Below are 15,002 nucleotides of genomic sequence, written 5' to 3'. Positions count from 1 at the left end.
TTAAAAGCCGCGCCCCGGCAATAAGGCGTTGATAAATCCTCCGTCCGGCTTGCTCCGCATGGCGGAGATTCACGCTCCCCGCTGCGGCGCGGGATCGATGTCGAGCGAGGCGGGCCGCGTCGTTGGCGCCTTGTGCGGCGTGAGGTGGACGGTGCTGGTCGGGAAGGCGATGCCGACTTCAGCCTGCTCCAGCGCAGCGAAGATTAGCAGCAGCAGGTCCTGCCGGATCACCAGGCTCTGGTCGAGATCCGCCGCCTCGATGTATGAGAACACCTCGATGTCGAGCGAACTGGCGCCGAAGTTCTTGAACCGCGCCCGGGCGCCTGGCTTGATGATCCGGTCGTGCGCGTCCAGCACGCTCTCGATCAGCTCCACTGCCTCCAGCAGCTTGGCCGAGCCGATGCCGTATTCCACCCCGATTGTGGGATTGAACAAGAAGCGGTCACGCTGCGCGTAATTCTCGATCTGGCGCGACGAGAAATCGCCGTTGGGGATGGTGACGACGGTGCGTTCAAGTGTGCGGATGCGGGTGGAGCGGATGCCGATGTCTTCCACCGTCCCGGTCACCTCCCCGACCTTGCAGAAATCGCCCACCTGTACCGGCTTGTCGGCGATCAGGGTGACGGAGCCGACAAGGTTCTCGACCGTCTTCTGCGCGCCCAGCGCCAGGGCGATACCGCCGATGCCGAGCGCTGCCACGCCCGTTGTCACGTCGATGCCGAAGGTATCGAGGACCGCGACCATGGCGATGAACAGCAGCAGGATCTTGGCCGCGCGTCTGATCAGCGTGACGACCGAGACCGCCTGCCGCCGCTCTTGCCCGGCCATGCGGCTGATCAGCAGGGCCGAAACGGAATCGACCATGCGGAACAGGAACCAGGCCAGCGCCACCCACGCGAATATCCCGATGTAGCGCAGCAACAGCTGCCGCGCGACGATCGAGACCGGCATCGATCCCGCCCAGAACATGAAAACTACGGTAGCGAAGAACAGGCTGAGCGGCGGCATCGCCGCCTGGGTCAGCCGGTAGACGCGGCTATTCTCCTTGTCGGCGATGATCCGCCCCATCGTGAAGAGCAACCCGGCGTTGATCAGCTGGAAGCCCAAGAACACCAGTGCGGCTATGCCCAGCAGGCGCACCCAGTCCTCCAGCGACGCGCCGGCGATCTCTGGGCCTTCGTCCTCGGCCTGCTTCGTCCTAGGCTGCAGGGTATGCGCGGCGGCACTCGTTTGGCGGGCGATGCGCCAAATCCGGGTGCCCGCGCGGTTGGTGCCGTGCGTCAGCAGGATCGGGGTCTTGCCGGCGTCGCCGAGGTCGCCCACGCGCTCCTGCGCGGGCTTGAGCCCGTCGTCGAGCACGCCCGCCGGATCGTTCGACAGCGCCCCGAACGGCAACAGCGATCCGCCCGCGTCGAGTACCGCCTGCATCTCCTTCGCGAGTTGCTCCCCGTTGGAGCGGGCCTCGAAATAGTTGGCGGCCAAAGGATAGTCCCGCTCTGCCAACGCCGCGAGCAGCCCTGACACGGCATCGCGCGGCGTCTCGCGCCCTAACGGATCGGTCGGGGGCGCGGCGGCGGGTGCCGGAGTGGCTGTGGCCGCGTCCGTCTCGGTCGTCTTGGATTCCTCGGCCTTGGGCGTCGGCAGCAGCTGCGCCTGGGCCTGCGAGGCGATCAGGACGAGAAGGAATAACGCCCAAAGCCGGGCCAGTTTGCGCAACATTGGGAAACGGTCTCCTGAAGCTCGGTGTGAGCGGGCGCTCCAGACGCGAAAGCGCCGCGCATTTCCAGCGAATATGCGCAGACGAGAGCCTCACGCGCGGCAACCCGTGCTTGTGTCCTCGCAATGCCGGTGGAATGCGACAGTCGCAAGACGGGAGGATTGGACTGCCAACGCGCGATGATTGGCAGCCTCATTACGCGAGCCGTCAGGCATGCATCAGAAACGGATATAGCGCCGCAGCGCAGCGCCGCAGGCACCTCCTGCGCTGGCAACGAGTGCAAGATCGGAAAAAATCCCTGTGTTTCAAGTTCCTGCTTGTGCCAAGACCGCTTTCCAGCGTGCATCGAGCAGGCTCTTTCCTGCAGACTTGCGGGTGCGGGCCACCAGTGAGACGCCGCGCAGCGTGATGCTGTGGCCGCCCAGCCAGCGACCCGCGATGCTGTAACCGATGTCGTAGATCGCCAACTCCTCGTGGAGTTTGCCGTCAGCCAGGAAACGGGTAGTGACGAGGATTGGCAGCTTCTCGTCACCGCGGCTGCTGTCAGGCAGTCTGGCTCGGCTGCGGGCCTTCTTGAGCGCGTTCTCAAACCATCGCGCCTCAATCCTAGGTTCTCCCGTGGTTTCCGCGGCAGCAAGAGCGAGTGCGCTGGGAAAGGCGATACTCTGGCTCTGAACCGATTGCTCGGGCGATGCGGGCTTCAGGACCAGTTCGTCATCATCCGTCCGGGCTGCCACAAGAATGAGCATCGCCGCCTTGGTGGAAGCACGCCGGGCATCGGCGTTCTTTCCGGCTTCAGTCTCGCTGCGCTGGCTCCAGCTATTCCACAAGGTCAAGCCGGAGATGGTGACCGCGATCACCGTAAGGACTTCGCCCAGCGTAATCCAGCGGCGGCGGATCGCCGCCGCTTCATCCGCGCGGGCCTCTGCCCTGGTTATTGGCGGAGGGGACTTGGCGGCGGAATTGGGGGAATCGTCAGTCACGAGCAGGTTCGAACATCTGTCGCTCCAAGCGTCAAGGTGCAGATGTCCCTTCGTGATGTCTTACATGAACCCTTTGTGATCGAGCGCGCCCTGTGCCTTCTCGCAAGTCGGAGGTAGCTGATATCTGTCGAGGGCCAAGGTCACCACCGATCCCCGCCGATCCCCGCCGATCCGCGACGTCAGCGGTGACAACACGCGGGCCGGCTCGCTCAATTGCTGACTAGGCTGCGATCTGCCCGCTGAGCGCGCTGGCCGCAGCCTTGAGGGCCTCCTTCAGCCGCGGCAGTTCGTTGCGTAAGGCTGCGCCAATCCCTATCGCCACAAGCGCATGGCTGGGCCTGCCCCCCTTCCATACAGGCGCGGCTACCACCGTGACCCCTGACAGGTAGTGCCCTGCATCCACCGCGACACCTGAAACGCGCGCGTCGTCTACCTGCGCAAGCCAGTCTTCCCAGCTTGGTGGCTCGTCCCAGCGCAGCTGATCAAATCGCGGTTTCAGTTCGCTTTGCGGGTACCCTCCGAAAGCGGCGATGCATCGTCCGGTTGCTGACACCAACGCCGGGAAACGGCTGCCGACTTGCGTCGAGAGCTGGAAGTTCTGGCCTGATTGCGACATCGCGGTGACGATGATGTGGTCCAGGCCGAAGACTTGGACCCCCATGGCTGTCGTTCCGAACTCGCGGGCAATTCGGTCCAGAGCCGGCTGGGCAAGGTCGTTGAACTGATCCTTGCGCAACCAGGCACGAGCCAGTGTCAGCACGCCGGCGTCGAGCGAATAGCGTTTGGTGTCGGCATCGAAGGCCACCAGATCCTCTGCCACCAGGGCGCGCAGCACATACAGACACGTGCTGGGTACGAGGCCGAGTTCACGGGCGATCGCCTGAACGCCGAGAGGCGCACCATGCTTGCCCAGCAGGCGCAGCACCGCTGCCGCCCGGGCGATGGCTGGGGCCTTGCTGGCCTTAGCTGTATCAACACCGCTTTTCATTCAATATATAGAATAACATTCAATATTTACAAAAACAAGGCCGTTGTGGCAGCAGTGCTGAACACAAGGACAACCTTCGTCGCGGCGATTCGACCCGGCGGAAATGAGCCAGGGGACAGGACGGTTGATGGCCAAAATGATTTCAGGGCTGACCGACTACACGCGCTATGCTGATGCACAGGCCCATGCTTCGTCGGCGGCGCTGTGGGAGTTGTTCGACGGCGACCGAGAGTACTTCAACATCGCGCATGAATGCGTGACCCGCCATGCCGACGGTTCGGAGCGCGACGCGGTGCGGATCGCCCATGCCGATGGCGCGCACGAAGTCCTGAGCTTCGACACGATCGCGAAGGGCGCGGCGCAGTTCGCGCACTGGCTCGATGCGCGAGGCGTGCGGTCCGGCGAGCGGATCGCCTTCATGCTCGAGCCCTCGCTCCCCTTCTACGTGTGCCTGTTCGGGGCGATGCAGACCGGGGCGATCTCGGTTCCGCTGTTCACTCTGTTCGGGCCCGACGCGCTGCGTTTGCGCATCGGCGACTGCGAGCCCGAGATCCTGGTCACGAATTCCGAAAAAGCGGAGCTTGCACGCTCGGTCGCGGTAGACGGCAAGCCGAAGGTGATCGTGGCGGACGAGGCTTTTCTCGCCTCGCTTGACGATCTTCCAACCAGCTACGAGCCCAGAACACGCGCCAATGACATGGCCGTGTTCCAGTACACCAGCGGTACGACGCGCGAATTGCCCGAGGCGGTGAAGCACTCGCACCGCACGCTGGTGACGCTGATGTTCGCCGCGCTCTACGGCACCGGCATCCGGCCCGGGGACGCATTCTTCTGTCCCTCGAGCCCGGCCTGGGGGCATGGCCTGTGGCACGGAACGCTCGCCCCGCTGGCGCTGGGGGTAACGACGGGGACGTTCGCCGGCCGCTTCGACCCGGTGCGGCTGATGCAGGCACTAGACGACTTTGGCATCACCAACATGTCGGCGGCCGCGACGCACTACCGCATGATGAAGAACAGCGGCCGGGCGGCGGACTTCACGTTCCGCTTCGACAAGCTGTCGTTCACGGGAGAGCCGATCGATCCGGCGACGCTGGAGTGGATCGACCAGTGGTTCAAGGTGCCGGCCTGTTCGATGTACGGCACCACCGAGATCGGCGTGGTGCTGGTGAACTACCCCGGTGCGGACGACTTCCCGGTCAAGCCCGGCGCGCTCGGCAAGGCGGTGCCGGGGCAGCGGCTGGAAGTCCAGCGCCCGGACGGCTCGGTCTGCGATCCCGGTGAGATCGGCGAGCTGATGCTGTTCCGCGGCGGCGGCTGGATGACCACCAAGGACCGCGCCAAGACCGACGCGGACGGCTATTTCTACCATTGCGGCCGCGCTGACGACGTCATCATCTCGGCCGGCTGGACGATGAGCGCGGTCGAGATCGAGAACACCATGCTGCGCCATGACAATGTCCTCGAATGCGGCGTGATCGGCGTGCCCGACGAGCAGCGCGGGCAGGTGGTGAAGGCCTTCGTCGTCTCGAACCGCGCCGCCGACGACGCCTTCGTGCGCGAGCTTCAGGACTTCACCCGCGAACGCCTCGCCCAGCATGAATTTCCGCGTCTCGTCGAATTCGTCGACGAGCTTCCCAAGAACCCCGCAGGCAAGGTCCACCGCAAGATGCTGCGCGACCGTGAAGCCGCGAAAGCCGCCGAAGCGGTCGGCTGAGACATCCAGGAGAGCAGAGAAATGGCCACCACAGCAGAACCGAAGAACAAGTTCCCCAAGATCACCGAGGAGGGGCTCGACGACTTGCGCCAGCGCATCGGCGTGAAGATCGAGAACACCGTAGAGCCATGGAACTACGAGGCCACCCGCGACGCCATCCGCCACTATGCCCACGGCATCGGCGACGACAATCCGCTGTGGTGCGATCCGGAATACGCCGCGAAGACCAAGTACGGCTCGCTCGTCGCGCTGCCTTCGTTTCTCTTCACCACCAGCCGTATCATCTCGGGCTATTGCGGTGGTCTCTCGGGCGTCCACGCGATGTGGGCGGGCGCCGACTGGACCTGGCACAAGCCGGTGCTGCGCAACGACACCATCAGGGTCGAGGCGTACCTGAAGGATCTGGTCGAGCACCAGACCAAGTTCGCGGGCCGCTCGTTCCAGCAGATCTATCACGTCGACTTCTACAACCAGCACGGTGACCACGTCGCGGGCGCGGACAGCTGGGTGTTCCGCACCGACCGTGACGAGGCGCGCGAACGCGGTACCAAGTACACCGAGGCGCGGGGCCGCGTGGAGCCCTTCACCCAGGAACAGCTCGACGAGTTCTACGAGATCTACGACCAGGAAGAGCAGCGCGGAGCGGTGCCCCGCTACTTCGAGGACGTGAACGTCGGCGACAAGCTGCCGCCGATGATGAAGGGCCCGATGACCGTTACCGGCTTCATCTGCTATGCGCAGGGCTGGGGCGGCCTTTACATCCGCGCCAACAAGCTCGCCTACAAGATGCAGAAGGCGCACCCGGGCCTCGGTATCCGCAACCGCTTCAACGTGCCCGACTGCCCCGAGCGCGTGCACTGGGACGAAGCCTTCGCGCTCGAGGTCGGCGCGCCGGGCGCCTACGACTACGGCCCGGAGCGCTGCTCCTGGCTGACCCACCACATGACCGACTGGATCGGCGACGACGGCTTCCTGCACAAGTCGAGCTGCCAGATCCGCCGTCACAACCCGGACGGCGACGCCATCGTCATTACCGGCGAGGTGACCCGCAAGTTCGAGGAGAACGGCAAGAAGTACGTCGAAGTGGCGCAGAAGGCGACCACACACCGCGGCGAACTGTCGGCCTTCGGTACCGCCGTGGCGGAATTGCCGAGCAAGGCGTGAAGCGGGGGTGATCTTGACCGTCGCCGAGCCTAGGCTCGGCGACGAATACCCGCGAAGGCGCGACGCCGGCGGATTGGGAGAGGCCATGGACACGATGACCCGCGCGATGCCGGCGTTTCTTCCCGACGGTAGCGTTCAGGTTCCGGCCTTTACCCTGCCGGTCTCCGGCCTGGTCAGCGAGGAAGCGGCGGCCTTGCAGCGGCTGCGCGCGGCGATGCCGGTGTTCGATGCGTCGGGCCAAGAGGATGACATCGCCGTCCGCCGCGCACAAATCAACGCTTACATGGCGCCGCAGATCGAGCGGCTGCGGGCGACGTTCCCGGTCATTGTCACGCGAGGCGAGATCGGCGGCGTCGAGGTGCTCGATGTCACGCCGGTCGAAGGTGGGCACGACCCGCAGCGCGTCCTCATCAATCTGCACGGCGGTGCGTTCTGCGTCGGCTGGGATGGGGTCGCCCTCGTCGAAGCCATCCCGATCGCCGCGCTCGGCCGCATCCGCGTCGTCAGCGTCAATTACCGCATGGCGCCCGAGCATCGCCATCCGGCGGGCGTGGAGGACGTCGCTGCAGTCTATCGCGCACTCCTTGCCGACTATGCGCCGGGACGCATCGGAATTTATGGCGGCTCTGCAGGCGGTGCCCTCACGGCGCAGGCGGCTGCCTGGCTGGCGAGCCATGACCTGCCCCAGGCGGGTGCCATCGGCGTGTTCGGAGCGGGGGCAGTGCCCTTCGGCACGGGCGAATCGGCTTACGTCACGGGTTACATCGATGCCTCGTTTCCCCCGCCCCCTGCCGATGGAAGCGCCCCTGTCGATATCACGCGCGGATACTTCGCAGGTTGCGATCTTCGCGATCCGAGCGCCTGGCCCGGCTGGCATCCGGAGATTCTGGCAGCCTTCCCTCCGGCGCTGATCGTGACCGGGACCCGGGCAATGGACCTCAGTCCGGCCATCTTCACGCATTCGCAGCTGCTCAAGGCGAGCATCCGCTCCAGCCTGATTGTCGCGGAAGGCATGGGGCATTGCTACCACTACCAGGTCGCGTTGCCCGAAGGGCGTGATGCGATCGAGGCGATCTTGCGCTTCTTCCGGGAGGCACTGGCGTGACCGTGCGAGGGACGGCCGGCTGGTCCGGTCCCCTGGCGGGCGTTCGCGTGATCGACTTCACGCGCGTCCTGGCCGGCCCCGCCGCGAGCCTGGCGCTGGCCGACCTCGGCGCCGAGGTGTTCAAGATCGAGCCGCCCGGCACCGGGGACGAAACCCGCAGCTTTCCTCCCATCCGGGATGGCGAGAGCCACTATTACCTCGCGGTCAACCGGGGCAAGAAGTCGATCGTCGTCGATCTCAAGACCCCCGAGGGGCTGGCACTCGTCAAGGACCTTGCCGCGCAGTGCGATGTGCTGGTCGAGAACTACCGTCCGGGCGTGATGGAGCGGCTGGGGCTCGGCTGGGAGGAACTGCACGCGGCCAATCCCCGACTGATCTACTGTTCGATCTCCGGCTACGGCCAGACCGGTCCGCTCAGGGACCGGCCGAGCTTCGACATCGTGCTCCAGGCGATGTCCGGCGCGCTGTCGATGAACGGCGAGGCGGGTGGGCTGCCGACCAAGCTGGGCATCCCGCTCGGTGATCTCGTCGGCGGCATCAACGGGCCGATCGGCGTGCTGTCGGCGCTCTACGAGCGGGAACGTACCGGAGAGGGGCGTCATATCGACATCAGCCTGATGGATGGCCTGATGGGCATGCTCGGCTACATTGCGCAGCTGGCCTTCTTCACCGGTTCGGACCCGCAGCGGGTCGGCTCGCAGCATCCCAACCTCGTGCCTTACGGAATTTTCCCGGCGCGCGAGGGATCCATCGTCATCGCCTGCCTGACACCCGGCTTCTGGGCACGCATCTGCCGCTCGATCGGACGCGAGGAACTCGCTGAGGACCCGCGCTACGACACTCTGGAAAAGCGCCGCGACGCCCGCGAGGAGGTCAACGCGATCATCGCGGATTTCACCGCGCGCCACTGCGTCGATGAACTGGCCGCAATCTTCACTGCCCACGAGGTGCCGCATGCGCCGATCCTGGGTGTGAGCGAGGCTCTGGCCCAACCCCAGGCGCAGGCGCGCGGCATGGTCGTCGAGACCGAGCACGCCGTCCTGGGCACCATCCCCATCGTCAATCGGTCGATCCGTTTCACCGACGCGGAGCAGCCGGTGCCCGAGGCGCCGCCGGTGCTGGGCCAGCATACCGATGCGATTCTGGCCGAAGTGCTCGATCTATCGCCCGAGCGGATCGCGATGCTGCGCAGCGCCGGGATCGTTGCCTGACGGCAGCGCGCCGGTAAGCTTGGCGCGATCGAGGAGAGGACAGGTCATGGCCGAATTGCGTTTCGACGATCGCGTCGCAGTGATTACCGGCGGCGGCCGGGGCCTCGGCCGCGCACATGCGCTGCTGCTGGCGAGGCGGGGATGCAAGGTCGTCGTCAACGATCCGGGTGTCTCGATGGCAGGTGATGCGACCGGGGAAGGACCCGCCGAGGCTCTTGTCGCCGAGATACGCGCTGCCGGCGGTCAAGCGGTCGCCAGTCTCGACAGTGTCGCGACGCCCGAAGGGGGCAAGGCGATCATCGATACCGCGCTGGATGCCTTCGGGCGGGTCGACATTCTGATCCATTCGGCAGGCAACGTGCGGCGCGGCTCGCTCTCGAACCTTGGCTACGAGGACTTCAGCGCGGTGCTCGATGTGCACTTGAAGGGCGCTTACCACGTCATGCGCGAGGCGTTTCCCCGTATGATGGCGCAAGGCTACGGCCGGATCGTCCTCACCAGTTCGATAAATGGACTTTACGGCAAGGCCGACAATGTCACGTATTCGTTGTGCAAGGCGGCTTTCATGGGCCTGTCGAACACGGCCGCGATCGAGGGGCAGCACAGCAATGTGCGCTCCAATCTCATCGTGCCGGCGGCAGTCACGCGCATGTCCCAAGGGATCGACACGAGCGGGTTCCCGCCGATGGAACCCGAGATGGTGGCGCCGATGGTCGCCTACCTTTGTCACGAGCAATGCGCGGTGAGCGGCGAGATGTACGTTGCCATGGGGGGCCGTCTGGCGCGTGCCTGGGTTGCGGAAAATGCGGGAGTATTTCGGCCGCAATGGAGCCTTGAGGAGGTGGCCGGGCAGATCGGGGCGATCCGGCAGGGCGGCGAGGAGCTGGCATTTGCGCCGGTGCCGGATGGCCAACTCGACCACCTGCTGCATGGCTTCGCGATGATCCGCGAAAGAACGGGAACCTGAACCGGCAATTAAATTTCAGGAACCTCGCGGGCAGGGCGCTGTTTCACTCCTGAGAGGTTGCCACATGCGACGCTGAACAACGGGTCTGTGATGATCAACACCTACAATACTTATATCGAAGTGCCGCCCTTTGATCTCGGCACGATAGTGAAATTCAACGCGATGCTTTGGGTGATGATTGCCATTGTTGCAGCGTTGATCTGGTGAGATTTCGGCTTTCGCCAGGATTCGCTGTCACACGCCGGTGTAACTCCGGAACCAATCAACGAAACGCGGCACGCCCGTTTCGATCGGCGTACTCGGCATATAGCCGGTATCGCGGGTCAGCGCGGTGATGTCGGCGTAAGTCGCGGTGACGTCCCCGGGCTGCATCGGCAGGAGGTTGCGCCTCGCCTTGCGGCCGCAGGCATCCTCCAGCACTTCGATGAGGCGCAGCAGGTGCTCGGACTTGTTGTTGCCGATGTTGTAAAGCGCGTGCGGCTTGACGCTGCCGCCTGCCTTTTGCGCGCCGTCGTCGGCCGGCGGGCAGTCGAGGCAGGCGAGGACGCCGCCGACGATGTCGTCGATGTAAGTGAAGTCGCGGCTCATCTCGCCTTGATTGTAGACATCGATCGGTCGGTCACTGAGAATCCGTTCGGCGAACTTCCACATCGCCATGTCGGGTCTGCCCCAAGGGCCGTAGACGGTGAAGAATCTCAGCCCGGTGAGAGGCAGGCGGAAGAGATGGGCGTAAGTCTCGCTCATCAGTTCATCGGCTTTCTTCGTCGCCGCGTACAGCGAGACGGGATGATCCGCGCGGTCTTCCACCGCGAAGGGGAGCTTCGCATTTCCGCCGTAGACTGAACTTGAACTGGCGTAGACCATGTGGGCGACCTGCCGGGCGCGGGCGACTTCCAACATGTTGACGTGCCCGGCAAGGTTGGAGGCGACGTAGGCCTGCGGATTCTCCAGAGAGTACCGTACGCCGGCCTGCGCCCCCAGGTGGACGATGGTTTCGAACGTGAAAGACCCCAACGCTGCGGTGAGCGCAGACATGTCGGCGAAGTCGAGTTCCCGAAACTGAAACAGGTTGCCATGACGCGTAGCGAGCCCATCGAGGCGCGCGCGCTTGAGCGAGACTGCATAATAGTCGTTGAGGTTATCGATTCCGATCACCGACTGACCGCGGGCCATCAGGGCCTCGGCAACGGCGGCACCGATGAATCCGGCTGCACCGGTCACGAGGACACTTGCTTCCGCCACCTTCGAAACTTTTCCTGTCATCATTTCGCGCGCTCTGCCGCCTGTCCGTTTCAATTCGATTGCGAACGCGGATGCTAAGGCAAAATGGTGGAGCAGAAGATAACCTGCCGCCGCTTTTTGAGTGGGCAGGTCAGAACGAGCGCCGCAAGGTGGCTCCTGCGGACGTTACATTCCCAGCTTTCACGCCGAAACTGCGCGTGGTGAACAAATCGAGGTACAGGCTGCGTCCCAGCTTCATATTGGTCGTAGCGCCTATTTCGAACCAACTGTCCGCATAGTGCTTGCTGTCGAGCCGGAATGGCAATTGTGCGTCGGGGTCCCGATTGGGCCGAATCTGCAATGCGGAAAGGCCGTTGCTGGTCCAGTTCCGCGACAAGGACAGTCCGGCATAGTGCTCCCGAGCACTGCCGAATGCATAATCGATGCGCATCGTAGCATTGGCCGACCAGGTCGGCTCGTCGGTTTCCTGATCGCGCAGGCCTGTGACTTCGGGCGCCGGGCGCAGCAGCTTTCCATCGGCAAACGATGCGGCCACCGTCGGAGTGAGAAAGAAGCGCGAGCCCAGTGGCAGTACACGGCCGAAATCGCCACCGACGGCGTAATAGTCGCTGCCCTTGGCGCCGGTACTGGCGCGGCTGCCCAGCGAGGTGCTGATCCGGCCGTAATCCTGCCTGCCGAAGCTGACCCAGCCGTCGATCACCCAGTTGTCGAAATTTCCCCCCGCTCCGAGTGTCCCGACGTAATAGTCCGAGGGCAGCGCGACGTCCGACTGTTGCAGCGTACCGTGGTAGCGCATCGCGCTGGCGCGCAAGTAGCCGCGGCCAACGGTGCGCGTCAGGCTGAGCGACTGCCAACTGCCGTCCGGACCATCGTCGCGTGCGCTGATGCCGCCGGACGCCGCCGCCGTCCATCGCAGGGGAGCGACTTGCGCGGCGCTCGTGTCACCGATCGTGCCAGTCTCGGCCTCGCGGGATGAAGTCGCGGCCGTCGTGGTTTCGGCGGCACCCTCGGTCTCTTGCGCGGCAGCAGGCTGAAGGGATAGCGAGAGCGCCAGTGACGCACCAAGGGCGTGCAAATGTCTGAGCATGGCTCTGCCGTTCGCTCAGGCGGCTTTGCGCAGGGTCGGGACGAACGCGGCAGGCACTGTCACGCGCGCCACGAAGCCATCCAGACCGTGTGCGAACGAGACGTCGCCGCCGTGCGCCCGCGCGATCGAGCGGCAGACGGCGAGGCCGAGCCCGCTGCCGTTGCGGCCCGACTTGCGCGCGGCTTCACTGCGGTAGAACGGCTCGAAGGCACGATCGAACTCGTCCTCGGGGATACCCGGGCCGGCATCGACGATCTCCGCGACGGCCTCGTTGCCGCTGAGGGAGACACGCACGCGGGCGCTGTCGCCATACTTGACCGCGTTTTCCAGCAGGTTGCCGAGCAGGCGGCGGATGCCGACCGGATCGACCTCGACCGGGATGTGGGCATTGCGCTCGATCTCGACATTGGCCCCGACAAGCTGCCAGTCGGCGACACTGCCGGCGATGAGTTCTGCGAAGTCGAGCCGCTGGCGCGGACCGGGTGTCGAGGCGTCGCGGATGAAGGCGATGACCTGGCTGATCATCGCTTCCATCTCGGTCACTTCCTTCAGCAGACCCTCGCGCTGGTCATCGGGCACGTCCTCGATGCGGAAGCGCAGCCGCGTCAGCGGCGTGCGCAAGTCGTGGCTGATTGCCCCGACCATGGCGGTACGATCGTCGACGAAAGCACGAAGGCGGTGGCGCATCTGGTTGAAGGCGTTCGCCGCGCGGCCGATCTCCGCCGGGCCGGAGAGCGGAAGGATGGTCGCCGAGGGATCGCGGCCGAGTTGCTCGGCGGCCCTGGCAAAATCGCGCAAGGGCACGACGATACGGCGTACGAACAGCCAGGCCAGCGGGCTGACGATCGCCAGAGACAGCGCGAACCACAGCATTACCCTGGTCTGCCAGGCATTGGGAAAAGGCTCGGCGCGGGGGGCCACCGCGAGCCAGCTGCCATCCGCCTGCCGCGCGGCGGCAACGAAATCCCCTTCGATGAACGGGGGCGAGGTGACATCGAACAGCGAACTCGTCACACGGCGGAACGGGATGGGCTGCGGAGAGGAAGCCGTCTGTGGGCGCACATCCGGTGCGCGTATGGCCGCGGCTGCTGAAACCGGGTGGGCAGAGGCGACGGGCTGCGGTTGAATGGCCGCAGTCGGGATGGCGGCTGTCGTGGTGGACCGGGCGGCCGGACGAGCGGGTGCTCGCTGGGTCTCGGCGATCGGCTCGGCCGCCGCGCTCGGCCGGGTGATCGGCGGTGCGATGGCGATGACGGGACTGGGCGGAGCCAAGCCGATCCCGGGCGTCAGCCCGGGCTGGGCGAAAGCGCCGGGGCCGCGGGCGGCGCCAGGGCTGCCGATCGGTCGCCCGCCCTCACCGGCTCCGATCCCCGCGGTATTGCCAGCGGCATTTCCGGGGCTGCTTGCGCTGCCTGCACCAGGGCGTCCGCCCCCGGCCTGGCCGGGGGTAGCGCCTCTCGTCCCGCCGCCGATTTGACCGCCTGGCAGGTTGGGACGGGGCATGGACGAACCGGGCTGTGCAGGTACGCGCGGGCCTCCGCTGCCCGGAAAGCCGCCGCCGGGAAAGTTCCCGCCCGGCATGCGGCCGCCGGGAAATCCGCCGCCCGGCATGCCGGTGGGACCGGCGGATCCGCTCGCAGGCGGTCCGCCGGGAATGGCCTGGGCCTGGGCCTCGTCGATCAGCAGCGAGGACAGGCTGCCCGAACCAGAGGATTTCACGGCGAGCGGCGATCGCCCGCTGCTCGGCACTGCGACGCCGCCGACGGGAAGCTGGGTGTAGGAGGCGAGGACCACCTCGTTCGCGGGCTGGCCGATGCGCCGGGCCAGCGCATCGCGCGAGGATTCCGAGACCAGCCAGCCTTGTCCGCTGACATCGGGCGGGCCGCGCATGGCTTTGCGTTCGAGGCGCTTGGGGGCGGGGCCGCCGCCGAGCGCGCTGGCGACTTCGTCCATGTTCCAGCGTTCGGCCGGGCGCGGCGGCAGGATGACGGTCAGTGCGAGCGTCACCGCCTGCGCTGCCAGCAGGGCGCACACGAGGATCGCGACCATCTGCATGGCCAGCGGCATGCCGAGTCGGCGTGGAATCTCGGGAAGGGTCATGGCTTGTGCTTTGCCATGGGCGGTTGGCAAATTCGAGACGGAGGATTGTCGCAGGCAAGCCGCCTGCGGGTGATATGCGAAGCGGGGACAGGAGAGAGGGACACGTCCCTCCTGTCCCCGCTCCGCGTTCCCGCCGCCCACCGAAGCGGGTGGCGGGAACGGTCACCACGGACCGGGCCGGACATCAATCGCCAAAAGAGGCGGGTCCGGCTGGAAACTTTCTGGCTGCAAGCGCGTTTAAGGCGCCCAATCAGCTGCTGGCGCGGCAAGTACCACGCACTTGTGTCGTTTTGCAGACTATCAATCAAGAAATTATCCGACGCGTGGAGAGCCTTTTGGGTAATTTCTTTTCGATTTGTTCCGGGGCCACCGGCGAACGGGACGGGTGCGACTACAGAACCCGCTCGGTCGATGGCCCCGGCACCGCGAGACCCCTTGGCGGAGGGATCCCGGACGGTGGCCTTGAACGCAGCGGAACCGCATGTCGCGGGAAAGGGCGCGGGGGGCGCACTAAGATCCGCGAACACGGCTGGCCGATACGTATCGCGGCAAGCTCGACTGTCCATGACCCAGCTTTTCGGGGGGCGAGGTTGCCTGTGGATTTCACTGCTTTGCAGCGACATTTCAGGGGTGTCGCAGGGTGTAACGACGGCTGAAATCCGCCCGGAACACGCACTATCCATCAGCGCACAATGATCCTAGAACCGCATGCAATGGACCTGCA

Annotated in this window: 11 protein-coding genes; 5 read left to right on the top strand and 6 right to left on the bottom strand. The window is 65.4% G+C overall.

Going from position 1 to position 15,002, the window contains the following annotated elements:
- Positions 1-69: 69 nt before the first annotated feature.
- From PKE80_RS10100 to PKE80_RS10090, 3 genes are all read right to left on the bottom strand, one after another.
- Positions 70-1,719 carry a mechanosensitive ion channel family protein gene (locus PKE80_RS10100; protein ID WP_081799093.1) on the bottom strand — a complete coding sequence of 550 codons (1,650 nt, stop codon included), beginning with the start codon at positions 1,717-1,719 and terminating at the stop codon, positions 70-72.
- Positions 1,720-2,022: 303 nt separating this feature from the next.
- Positions 2,023-2,700: a hypothetical protein gene (locus PKE80_RS10095; protein ID WP_236727395.1), complete on the bottom strand. Its 678-nt coding sequence runs from the start codon at positions 2,698-2,700 to the stop codon at positions 2,023-2,025.
- A gap of 220 nt (positions 2,701-2,920) precedes the next feature.
- Positions 2,921-3,688: an IclR family transcriptional regulator gene (locus tag PKE80_RS10090; RefSeq protein ID WP_036527445.1), complete on the bottom strand. Its 768-nt coding sequence runs from the start codon at positions 3,686-3,688 to the stop codon at positions 2,921-2,923.
- 127 nt (positions 3,689-3,815) lie between these two features.
- Between PKE80_RS10090 and PKE80_RS10085 the strand changes: the two genes are divergently transcribed.
- The 5 genes from PKE80_RS10085 (at position 3,816) to PKE80_RS10065 (ending at position 9,849) form a co-directional block, all read left to right on the top strand.
- Positions 3,816-5,402 carry an acetate--CoA ligase gene (locus PKE80_RS10085; protein ID WP_271182370.1) on the top strand — a complete coding sequence of 529 codons (1,587 nt, stop codon included), beginning with the start codon at positions 3,816-3,818 and terminating at the stop codon, positions 5,400-5,402.
- Positions 5,403-5,423: 21 nt separating this feature from the next.
- On the top strand, positions 5,424-6,566 hold the full coding sequence (locus PKE80_RS10080; RefSeq protein ID WP_036527447.1) for an FAS1-like dehydratase domain-containing protein: 1,143 nt from the start codon (positions 5,424-5,426) through the stop codon (positions 6,564-6,566).
- Between the two features lie 85 nt (positions 6,567-6,651).
- A complete protein-coding gene (locus tag PKE80_RS10075; RefSeq protein ID WP_211150589.1) occupies positions 6,652-7,671 on the top strand; it encodes an alpha/beta hydrolase in 1,020 nt (339 codons plus the stop codon).
- 2 nt (positions 7,672-7,673) lie between these two features.
- A complete protein-coding gene (locus tag PKE80_RS10070; protein WP_271182369.1) occupies positions 7,674-8,882 on the top strand; it encodes a CaiB/BaiF CoA transferase family protein in 1,209 nt (402 codons plus the stop codon).
- Positions 8,883-8,928: 46 nt separating this feature from the next.
- A complete protein-coding gene (locus PKE80_RS10065; RefSeq protein ID WP_271182368.1) occupies positions 8,929-9,849 on the top strand; it encodes an SDR family NAD(P)-dependent oxidoreductase in 921 nt (306 codons plus the stop codon).
- Positions 9,850-10,083: 234 nt separating this feature from the next.
- On the opposite strand, the gene PKE80_RS10060 is transcribed toward PKE80_RS10065, so the two are convergent.
- The 3 genes from PKE80_RS10060 to PKE80_RS10050 all read right to left on the bottom strand — a co-directional run bounded on the left by PKE80_RS10060 (position 10,084) and on the right by PKE80_RS10050 (position 14,278).
- Positions 10,084-11,115: an NAD-dependent epimerase/dehydratase family protein gene (locus PKE80_RS10060; protein WP_271182367.1), complete on the bottom strand. Its 1,032-nt coding sequence runs from the start codon at positions 11,113-11,115 to the stop codon at positions 10,084-10,086.
- 106 nt (positions 11,116-11,221) lie between these two features.
- On the bottom strand, positions 11,222-12,178 hold the full coding sequence (locus PKE80_RS10055; protein ID WP_271182366.1) for an autotransporter outer membrane beta-barrel domain-containing protein: 957 nt from the start codon (positions 12,176-12,178) through the stop codon (positions 11,222-11,224).
- 15 nt (positions 12,179-12,193) lie between these two features.
- Complete coding sequence (locus PKE80_RS10050) at positions 12,194-14,278, bottom strand: ATP-binding protein (protein WP_271182365.1); 2,085 nt, start codon at positions 14,276-14,278, stop codon at positions 12,194-12,196.
- Positions 14,279-15,002 lie beyond the last annotated feature (724 nt).

Origin of the sequence: Novosphingobium resinovorum, assembly GCF_027922145.1 — a bacterium.
In the GTDB taxonomy this organism is placed as follows: domain Bacteria; phylum Pseudomonadota; class Alphaproteobacteria; order Sphingomonadales; family Sphingomonadaceae; genus Novosphingobium; species Novosphingobium resinovorum.
This window is presented reverse-complemented; position numbering and strand designations above follow the sequence as displayed.

Excerpts from the sequence above, each read along its gene's own strand:
- PKE80_RS10100 (WP_081799093.1), bottom strand. The coding sequence starts at position 1,719 with ATGTTGCGCAAACTGGCCCGGCTTTGGGCGTTATTCCTTCTCGTCCTG.
- PKE80_RS10090 (WP_036527445.1), bottom strand. The coding sequence starts at position 3,688 with ATGAAAAGCGGTGTTGATACAGCTAAGGCCAGCAAGGCCCCAGCCATC.
- PKE80_RS10085 (WP_271182370.1), top strand. The coding sequence starts at position 3,816 with ATGGCCAAAATGATTTCAGGGCTGACCGACTACACGCGCTATGCTGAT.
- PKE80_RS10080 (WP_036527447.1), top strand. The coding sequence starts at position 5,424 with ATGGCCACCACAGCAGAACCGAAGAACAAGTTCCCCAAGATCACCGAG.
- PKE80_RS10075 (WP_211150589.1), top strand. The coding sequence starts at position 6,652 with ATGGACACGATGACCCGCGCGATGCCGGCGTTTCTTCCCGACGGTAGC.
- PKE80_RS10065 (WP_271182368.1), top strand. The coding sequence starts at position 8,929 with ATGGCCGAATTGCGTTTCGACGATCGCGTCGCAGTGATTACCGGCGGC.
- PKE80_RS10060 (WP_271182367.1), bottom strand. The coding sequence starts at position 11,115 with ATGATGACAGGAAAAGTTTCGAAGGTGGCGGAAGCAAGTGTCCTCGTG.
- PKE80_RS10055 (WP_271182366.1), bottom strand. The coding sequence starts at position 12,178 with ATGCTCAGACATTTGCACGCCCTTGGTGCGTCACTGGCGCTCTCGCTA.
- PKE80_RS10050 (WP_271182365.1), bottom strand. The coding sequence starts at position 14,278 with ATGACCCTTCCCGAGATTCCACGCCGACTCGGCATGCCGCTGGCCATG.